This is a genomic window from Accumulibacter sp., assembly GCF_029255285.1.
Lineage (GTDB): Bacteria > Pseudomonadota > Gammaproteobacteria > Burkholderiales > Rhodocyclaceae > Accumulibacter.
This window is the reverse complement of record NZ_JAPUVI010000009.1, coordinates 1-8145: the sequence shown is the minus strand read 5'-3', so window position 1 is coordinate 8145 and position 8145 is coordinate 1. Positions and strand designations below refer to the sequence as shown.

The 8145-nt window shown below is 67.0% G+C and carries 8 protein-coding genes and 1 pseudogene; 6 read left to right on the top strand and 3 right to left on the bottom strand.

Annotated elements, in window-relative coordinates:
* The first annotated feature begins 288 nt into the window (after positions 1 to 288).
* From Q1M07_RS00865 to Q1M07_RS00845, 5 genes are read left to right on the top strand one after another with little or no spacing between them, the layout of a single operon-like run.
* The gene (locus tag Q1M07_RS00865; RefSeq protein ID WP_300449329.1) at positions 289 to 1767 is read left to right on the top strand and encodes an efflux transporter outer membrane subunit; all 1479 of its coding nucleotides are present in this window, start codon (positions 289 to 291) and stop codon (positions 1765 to 1767) included.
* On the top strand, positions 1764 to 3107 hold the full coding sequence (locus tag Q1M07_RS00860; protein ID WP_034912004.1) for an efflux RND transporter periplasmic adaptor subunit: 1344 nt from the start codon (positions 1764 to 1766) through the stop codon (positions 3105 to 3107). The genes Q1M07_RS00865 and Q1M07_RS00860 overlap by 4 nt, the downstream gene beginning before the upstream one ends.
* Positions 3104 to 3889, top strand: a complete 786-nt coding sequence (locus tag Q1M07_RS00855) for an ABC transporter ATP-binding protein (protein WP_034912002.1) — start codon at positions 3104 to 3106, stop codon at positions 3887 to 3889. The genes Q1M07_RS00860 and Q1M07_RS00855 overlap by 4 nt, the downstream gene beginning before the upstream one ends.
* Complete coding sequence (locus tag Q1M07_RS00850; protein ID WP_034912000.1) at positions 3889 to 5103, top strand: ABC transporter permease; 1215 nt, start codon at positions 3889 to 3891, stop codon at positions 5101 to 5103. Before Q1M07_RS00855 ends, Q1M07_RS00850 begins: the two co-directional genes overlap by 1 nt.
* Before the next feature lie 45 nt (positions 5104 to 5148).
* The gene (locus Q1M07_RS00845; RefSeq protein ID WP_034911997.1) at positions 5149 to 5373 is read left to right on the top strand and encodes a hypothetical protein; all 225 of its coding nucleotides are present in this window, start codon (positions 5149 to 5151) and stop codon (positions 5371 to 5373) included.
* A gap of 83 nt (positions 5374 to 5456) precedes the next feature.
* Here the strand turns inward: Q1M07_RS00845 and Q1M07_RS00840 are convergent, their stop codons facing one another.
* The 3 genes from Q1M07_RS00840 to Q1M07_RS00830 form a co-directional block, all read right to left on the bottom strand.
* The gene (locus Q1M07_RS00840; RefSeq protein WP_300449325.1) at positions 5457 to 5894 is read right to left on the bottom strand and encodes a hypothetical protein; all 438 of its coding nucleotides are present in this window, start codon (positions 5892 to 5894) and stop codon (positions 5457 to 5459) included.
* A 308-nt stretch (positions 5895 to 6202) separates the two neighbouring features.
* Entirely contained in the window at positions 6203 to 6904 is a 702-nt protein-coding gene (locus Q1M07_RS00835; RefSeq protein WP_034911994.1) for a VIT family protein, read from the bottom strand.
* A 30-nt stretch (positions 6905 to 6934) separates the two neighbouring features.
* Positions 6935 to 7483, bottom strand: coding sequence for a cytochrome b (locus tag Q1M07_RS00830; protein ID WP_034911991.1), 549 nt, complete (start codon positions 7481 to 7483; stop codon positions 6935 to 6937).
* A 327-nt stretch (positions 7484 to 7810) separates the two neighbouring features.
* Here Q1M07_RS00830 and Q1M07_RS00825 point away from each other — a divergent pair.
* Positions 7811 to 8145 (top strand): annotated as a pseudogene (locus tag Q1M07_RS00825) (Spy/CpxP family protein refolding chaperone); the annotation flags it as partial.

The window sequence follows — 8145 nt, the reverse complement described above, 5'->3', positions numbered from 1 at the left end:
GAGCGCGTTGCGCGCAGGCTCTGTGCATTGCCTGCGACGAACAAGGGACGCCACATGTTGGCTCGGAAGGCTCAGCGTAGAGGCAACTGCCGGCACCGTCTGTCCGCTGCCGCACACAAGCGGCCACCCAGGCACATCTGTGCGCTGCAGTACAGACCGCCGCAGGTGCAAGCGCGCAGGATGCGTTCGTCGGTCCGATAGCTGCGATCTCTGGCGACACCCGGCGCACCAAGTACCCGGCAAACCGCCGATGCACACGATCCACAACGCCCGCTGCCTGCCTCAATCATGAATGCCCTGTCCGTTGATCGCCGTACCGCCGTGGCGCACCCGTTGCGCGGCCCGACCCTCGTCGGCTCGCTGCTGCTCCTGTGCGCCTGCACGTCGGTGCCGCCGCAGGATTCCGCCCTCCTCCCCTTCGCTGTCCCAAACGCCTGGTCCAGTGCGACCGAAGCCCGCGTGACGAACGCCAGCTCCTCGCTCGCACAGTGGTGGCTACGCTTCGACGATCCTCTGCTTGGCAGCCTCGTCGTTCAAGCGCTGGCGGCCAACACTAGCGTCAGGGGTGCACAGGCGGCGCTACGACAGGCGCGGGCACTGCGCGATGTCGCGGCGGCCGCATTGTGGCCGACGCTTGGCAGCGCGGCCCTGGCGCAACGCAGCAAGTCCGGCGGCAACCCCGCTGTCAACAACTTCAGAGCCGGTTTCGACGCCAGTTGGGAGCTCGACATCTTCGGTGCCAACCACAGTGCGCTCGACGCCAGCGACGCCACCGTCCAGGCGAGTGCCGCCAGCCTGGGCGACGTGCAGGTGTCGATCGCAGCCGAGGTGGCGCTTGACTACATCACCCTGCGCGGTGCGCAGGCGCAGTTGGCGATCGCCGCCGACAACCTCGACAGCCAACTGGCAACCTTGCAGATTTCCCAGTGGCGCCTGCGGGCGGGCCTGACCGGATCGCTGGAAAGCGAGCAGGCGCTGAGTCTCGCGGAGCAGACCCGCGCCCGCTTGCCGGCCCTGCGCAGCGGCGTCGAGCAACTCGCGCACGCGCTGGCAGTGCTCACCGGCCAGCCGCCAGCCGCCCTGGCAAGCGTGCTGGCCGCGCCGACCGCCGTCCCCCAACCTAGCAATGAGCTGATCCTCAGCATCCCGTCCGAGACGCTGCGCCAGCGACCCGACGTACGCGCCGCCGAATATCAGGTAACGACAGCGGCGGCGCGCGTGGCACAGGCCGATGCCGCGCTGCTGCCGAACTTCCAGCTCGGCGGCTCGCTGGGCCTCAGCGCACTGACGCTGGGCGCGCTCGGCAGCGGCACCTCGGTCGTCAGCGTGCTGCTGGCCAGCGTGTCGCTGCCGGTGTTCGACGGTGGTGCCCTGCGCGCCCAGGTGCGCGCCCAGCAGGCGGTGCTGGATGCAGCGCGCAGCGCCTACGAGGCGACGGTGCTGGCGGCTCTGAAGGATGTCGAAGACGCGCTGGTCGGGCTGCGCGCCAACCGCGAACGCCTGACCTACCTGCAGCGCGCCGCCGCAGCGGCCGGCAACGCCGCGCTGCTGGCGCGCCAGCGCTACGCCAGCGGGCTGATCGACTTCCAGACCGTGCTCGACACCCAGCGCACCCAGCTCGCCGCCCAGGACAGCGTCGCCAGCACCGGCACCCTGCTCGCCGCCGACCACGTCCGCCTGTACAAGGCACTCGGCGGTGGCTGGCGCGCCGCCGACCAGGATGCGCCACCTGTCCCTCTCGCCGACACACCGCGATCCGCCCAATGATCAACTCACCCGACCCAGCCTCTGCCCCTCTCGTCACGCCACCCGCGGACGCGGGCAAGGACGCCGACCTCGCGACACTGCTCGCCGAACCCGCTGCGCCCATCTGGTATCGCCGCCCCGCGCTGTGGGCCGGGATGCTGGTGCTGGCGCTGACGGCTGGCGGGCTGTGGTGGTGGCAGGCGCGCCGGACCGCCAACGCGGCGCCGAATTACAGCACCCAGACGGTGGCGCGCGGCAACCTGACGCTGACCGTCACCGCCAACGGGACGCTGCAGCCGACGCGTTCGACGAGCATCGGCAGCGAACTCTCGGGTACGGTGCTGAAGGTCAACGTCGACGTCAATGACCTGATCCACAAGGGCCAGGTGCTGGTCGAACTCGACACGGCCAAGCTCCGCGACCAGATCCTGCGCGCACGCGCCGCGCTGGCTGCGGCGACGGCAAAGGTCGCGCAAACGCTGGCGACGGTGAAGGAAGCGCGGGCCGGCCTGGCACGCCTGGACGAAGTGGCGCGCATCTCGGCCGGGCAGCTGCCGGCCGGGACCGAACTTGACACCGCCCATGCGGCACTTGAACGTGCGACTGCCGACGCTGCGAGTGCCCGCGCCGGCGTGAACGACGCACAGGCGGCGCTGGCTCTCGACGAGATCAACCTGTCGAAGGCGTCGATTCGCGCCCCATCGGATGGCGTCGTGCTGACGCGTAGTGTGGACCCCGGTAACGCAGTGGCGGCGTCGCTGCAGGCGGTGACGCTGTTTACGGTCGCCGAAGATCTGGTCAGGTTGCGCCTGTGGGTGTACGTCGACGAGGCCGACGTCGGCTCGGTGGCCAAGGGCCAGGACGCCCACTTCACGGTCAGCGCCTACCCGAGCCGGCAGTACCCGGCGCGCATCACCCGCGTCGGCTTCGGGTCGACGATCACCGACAACGTCGTCACCTACCTCACCTACCTGGACGTGGACAACAGCGACCTGAGCCTGCGCCCCGGCATGACGGCCACCGCGACGATCACCGCCAACCAGCGTAACGACGTGCTGCTGGTGCCCAACAGCGCGCTGCGTTTCACGCCGACCACGGCGGGCGACGGCCAGGCGGCCGCCAAGGGTGGCATCGTCGCCAGCTTGATACCCAGCCGGCCGAGAACCAACACGCGCAAGTCGGCAGCGGCCGGCGCCAGCACCGCAGCGGCGCGCCAGGTATGGGTGCTGCGCGATGAAGTGGCGGTACCGCTGGCGGTCACACCGGGCATCAGCGACGGCCGCATGACCGAGATCACCGGCGGCGAGCTGGAAGTCGGCATGCTGGTGATCACCGACCAGAAGACGGCGGCGGCGAAATGAGCGCGGTCCTGCCGCACGGCGCCCTTGCCTCCGCCGCGCTGCCGGTCGCAAGCGGCACGCCGCTGATCCGTCTGCGTGGCGTGAGCAAGGTATACGGCAGCGGTGCGGCCGAGCTGATGGCCTTGAAAGGCATCGATCTCGACATCAGCGCCGGCGAGTTCGTGGCCATCATGGGGCCGAGCGGCTCCGGCAAGTCGACCGCGATGAACATTCTCGGCTGCCTGGACACGCCGAGTGCCGGGCAGTATCTGTTCCACGGCGCGCATGTCGAAGCGCTGTCGCGCGACCAGCGCGCGCGCTTGCGCCGCCGCTACCTGGGCTTCGTCTTCCAGGGCTTCAACCTGCTGGCGCGCACCTCGGCGCAGGAAAACGTCGAACTGCCGCTGCTCTACCGCGGCGAGTCTGCGCCGGTGCGGCATGCGGCTGCCGCCGGCGCACTGCAATCGGTCGGTCTCGGCGGTTGGGAACAGCATACGCCGGCGGAACTTTCCGGCGGGCAGCAGCAGCGCGTCGCCATCGCCCGCGCCATCGTCAGCGAACCGGCGGTACTGCTCGCCGACGAACCGACCGGCAACCTCGACACCCAGCGCAGCCAGGAGATCATGGAACTGCTGCGCGGCCTGAACGCGCGGCACGGCATCACCGTGCTGATGGTCACCCACGAACCCGACATGGCGGCTTACGCGCGGCGCCTGGTGCGCTTCGTGGACGGTCATATTGCCAGCGATGCCGCGAACCCGCACCCGGTCGAAGAGGCCCCGGACGCGGCCGGGAAACCCTGATGCTCTGGAACACCCTCTTCCTGGCGCTACGTTCGATCCGTCGCAACCTCCTGCGCTCGTTCCTGACCATCCTGGGGATCGTCATCGGTGTCAGTGCCGTGATCACGATGGTAACGCTGGGCAACGGCGCGACGCAGGCGGTGCAGACGCAGATCGCCAGCCTCGGCAGCAACCTGCTGATGGTGCGCGTCGGGCAGCGCCAGGGACCGGGCGGCGCGGCCGGCGCACCGCAATTCAAGGAAGCCGACGCCGCCGCCATCAAAGCACAGATCGGCGGCGTCGCGGCAGCGGCGCCGGAAGGCCGCAGCGCCGTCACCGTCGTCGGCAATGGCCGCAACTGGGCCACCAATGTCACCGGCAGCAGCAATGCCTGGTTCGCCACCGGCAACTGGAAGCTCGCCTCCGGGCGCCTCTTCGAGGACGACGAGCAGCGCGCCGGCGCCGCCGTGTGCATCCTCGGCGAAACCGTGCGGCGCGAGATTTACGGCGGCCGGGTCGGCCTGGCTGGCCTCGGCGAGTCGCTGCGCATCAAGCAGTTCTCGTGTACGGTGATCGGTGTGCTGGCGTCCAAGGGCCAGGCAGCGATGGGCAACGATCAGGACGACACGGTGCTGGTGCCACTGCGCACGCTGCAGCGCCGCGTTACCGGCAGCCTGAAGGTGGGTACGCTGCTGGTCTCGATGGAGGACGGCAGCGACAGCACCCGGCTGAAGGCCAGCCTGCGGCAATTGCTGCGCGAGCGGCGCAAGCTCGCCGATGCCGACGACGACAACTTCAACATCCTCGACACCCAGCAGCTCGCCGATACGCTATCGGGAACGACCGAGGTGATGACCACCCTGCTCGGCGCCGTGGCGGCGGTCAGCCTGCTGGTCGGCGGTATCGGCATCATGAACATCATGCTGGTCAGCGTTACCGAGCGCACCCGCGAAATCGGCCTGCGCCTGGCCATCGGCGCGCTCGAGCGCGAGGTGCTGCTGCAGTTCCTGATCGAGTCGGTCGTCCTCGCGGCACTCGGTGGCGTCGTCGGCATCGTCATCGCCACCGCCGCGTCCTTCGTCCTCGCCGGTGTCATGGGCGTGCCGTACCTCTTTGATCCGGCGATCAATCTGCTGTCGTTCGTGTTCTCGGCCGGCATCGGCGTGCTGTTCGGCTACTTCCCGGCGCGGCGGGCAGCGCAGATGGACCCGATCGAAGCGCTGCGGCATGAGTAGACCTGCTCTCAGGTTAACTCGCACCTGTTTTCAAGGAGAAAGACAATGTTCAAAATGGAAATCGAAGACGACCATGGGCTTTGGTCTGACGTGCGCGGCAGCGACGGCGCCGTCTTGACCTTCGAGCAGGAGACCGAAGCGCGCTCCAAGCTCGCGGAACTCTATCCGGTCATGGTTCAGGTGGACAAGTACTGCGGCAACAAACGCACCCGTGTCATTCGCGTTTTCCGTACCGACCAGGAATGGCAGGACGGTACCCCGCCGCCTTGACGAGGGAGTGGCCCGCGCCGTAGCCGAGGCTATGGCGCCTCCTCAAGGATCAGGTTGCCGACCGGTGGTGCGGCTCACTCCAGTCAAACTGCATCCCGGCGAGCCTCTTGGGCATCGTCTCGAGTCGCCGCCTTGACGGTCTGCTCTGCCAGCTTTGCTTCTGCCTTGGCGGCAAGGTAGGCACCCTTCGCCTCGTTGCGACACACGGCCCTGGCGCTCCCGGACAGGCTATCGCACGTTTCCCTGGCCACCGCATGCGCGGTTTCAATCCGCGCTCTGCTCAGGTCGTGCCGATGTTGGTCGGAAGGACTGTAGCTCGCTTTGAGTTCCGCCTCGGCGATCCTTTCGCGGCCTTTGGCTTCTTCGATCCAAACATGCTTTGCGTTACCCGTCATCGCCTTGTAGGCTGCCCGGTCCTTCTTGTACTGGTCGGAAATGTGTTCCCTGGCTGCCTTGTACTGGGCCTTCGACATGCTGCCGCTGATGTTGCCTGCGGCAACTGCAACTTCATCTTTGTTCATCCTGAACTCCTGACTGGTCGGTTGATACCTCTGCTACGCGAGCCAGCATCGGCCCGTACCGTGGATTCTGTATACACGATGCGGAAAGCCTGACAGCAAACGGCGATCTGTTCTGTGCGCCGACCAACATAGGCGCTTGCCGCGGCCACGCTGGAGAGTGGCGCCAAGACGAGCCTGGGAAGCGCGCTACGACCTGGGCGCAGCGCAAGTTCGTTTTTGACCTGCGTAGCGTGAAGACGAGCAGCAGTCGCTTGCGCTCGCTGTACGCCCCGGAAATCTCCCACGTCCTGAACGTCAAGCGCGACGTGTCAAACGACGGCACCGAACAGAGTGCCCACACCGGCGGTGATCACCATCGCCAGCGCGCCCCAGAAGGTCACCCGCCAGGCGCCGATCAATGCGCTGGCACCGCCGGCCCGGGCCGCACCGGCACCCAGCAAGGCCAGGAACACGAGCGACGTCGCCGACACGCAGGGAATCAGGATGCTCACCGGAACCAGTGCCGTCACAGCCAGAGGCAGCGCCGCACCGATCGCAAAGCTGGCGGCGGACGCCAGTGCCGCCTGCACCGGCCGAGCGCTGAGCGTCGCCGAGATACCCAACTCGTCACGCGCATGCGCCCCGAGTGCGTCATGCGCCATCAGTTGCTGAGCCACCCGCTGTGCGAGGTCGGCATCGAGTCCCCGCGCCTGATAGATGCCACTCAACTCCTGCTGTTCGGCAACGGGATTCCGTTTGAGCTCGGCGCGCTCGAGCGACAGGTCGGCCTGTTCCGTATCCGCCTGCGAATGCACCGAGACGTACTCGCCAGCGGCCATCGACATGGCGCCTGCCACCAGGCCGGCAACACCGGTGACCAGAATGTTGCCGGGAGCAGCACTGGCAGCCGCCACGCCGACCAACAGGCTGGCCGTCGAGACGATGCCGTCGTTGGCCCCGAGTACGGCAGCGCGCAGCCAGCCAATACGGTCGGTGCGGTGACGTTCGCCATGACGGCGCCCAGCGCTCATCGGGTGGTGATCTCGGTGCGTCGCTCGAACTCAATCCCGGCTCGGGAGCATTCGCCGCAGCGTGTCATCGCGTACAAAGTAGTGGTGGAACAGGGCGGCGGCGGCATGCAGGCCGATAAGAAAGTAGCCGACCGTGCCCCCGATCTCGTGTATCTCCTTGATGAGATCGGCCAGGCTCTTGCTCGCACCGATCAGCGCCGGCAGTTGCAGACCGAAGAACGGGATGGGTTTTCCTGCCGCACTGAGTAGCAGCCATCCGGCCAGCGGCATGCCCAGCATCAGCGCATAGAGTGCCGCGTGCATCAGCTTGGCGGACAGCTTCTGCCACCTTGGCGGATCCGGTTCAATGCGCGGCACGAGGCTGGTGACGTGTACCAACAGACGCAGCCAGGCGAGGACAAATACCGTCAGGCCGAGCATGAAGTGCCAGGTCTTCAGGGCCTCGCGCGGATCGCTTCCTTTGGGAAAATACCCGCGCAGCTCAATACAGGCATACACCGCGACGAAGAGCAGCAGCATCAACCAGTGCAGCCCGATCGACAGCGATCCGTAACGGTCCGTGCTATTGCGCCATCTCATGAGCGTCCCCCAGGAAGTGAAGATTCACAGGCTACTGTCAGACGGCTGCCGCTGCAGTCTGAATGAATCTCACAAGAGATCATCGCCGCATCCCGCGATCCGATCCGTACGCCAGCGCGCTTTGGGGGAAACGGCAGCCCACGCCACGCCTCCCGGTACACGCCGCACATCCGGCGTGTACCGGGAGGCGCGGGCTATGTACGCCAGCAGACGGAAGCCCTTGCGACAATTGCCCAGCATTGTACCGTCGGCAGAACTGGCGTAGGGCAGACAGCGGCCAGGAGCGACGGAAAACCCATGCCAAACATTTGAATGAGTAGATCCCACATGAACACCTATCGCAGCTTCGCCTCTTCCATCTTCCTGGCGTCCAGCCTGGGGATCCTCGCCACACCCGCAATGGCTGCGCCGCCGGACTGCGGCCCCGCGGCAATGCACGGCGACTTCTGGGAATATCGCGGCGAGCGCATGGCACAGCACCACAAGACGCTGCATGACGCACTGAAGCTGACGCCCGATCAGGACATCGCCTGGAAAAAACTGATGGACTCCGAACATCCGATGGCCAAGCCCGAACCCCGCAATCCCGAGGAATGGGCCAAGCTGACGACGCCGGAACGCGCCGACAAGATGGTGGAGCGTATGCGCGAGCAGCAGTCGCG

Excerpts from the sequence above, each read along its gene's own strand:
- Q1M07_RS00865 (WP_300449329.1), top strand. The coding sequence starts at position 289 with ATGAATGCCCTGTCCGTTGATCGCCGTACCGCCGTGGCGCACCCGTTG.
- Q1M07_RS00860 (WP_034912004.1), top strand. The coding sequence starts at position 1,764 with ATGATCAACTCACCCGACCCAGCCTCTGCCCCTCTCGTCACGCCACCC.
- Q1M07_RS00855 (WP_034912002.1), top strand. The coding sequence starts at position 3,104 with ATGAGCGCGGTCCTGCCGCACGGCGCCCTTGCCTCCGCCGCGCTGCCG.
- Q1M07_RS00850 (WP_034912000.1), top strand. The coding sequence starts at position 3,889 with ATGCTCTGGAACACCCTCTTCCTGGCGCTACGTTCGATCCGTCGCAAC.
- Q1M07_RS00845 (WP_034911997.1), top strand. The coding sequence starts at position 5,149 with ATGTTCAAAATGGAAATCGAAGACGACCATGGGCTTTGGTCTGACGTG.
- Q1M07_RS00840 (WP_300449325.1), bottom strand. The coding sequence starts at position 5,894 with ATGAACAAAGATGAAGTTGCAGTTGCCGCAGGCAACATCAGCGGCAGC.
- Q1M07_RS00835 (WP_034911994.1), bottom strand. The coding sequence starts at position 6,904 with ATGAGCGCTGGGCGCCGTCATGGCGAACGTCACCGCACCGACCGTATT.
- Q1M07_RS00830 (WP_034911991.1), bottom strand. The coding sequence starts at position 7,483 with ATGAGATGGCGCAATAGCACGGACCGTTACGGATCGCTGTCGATCGGG.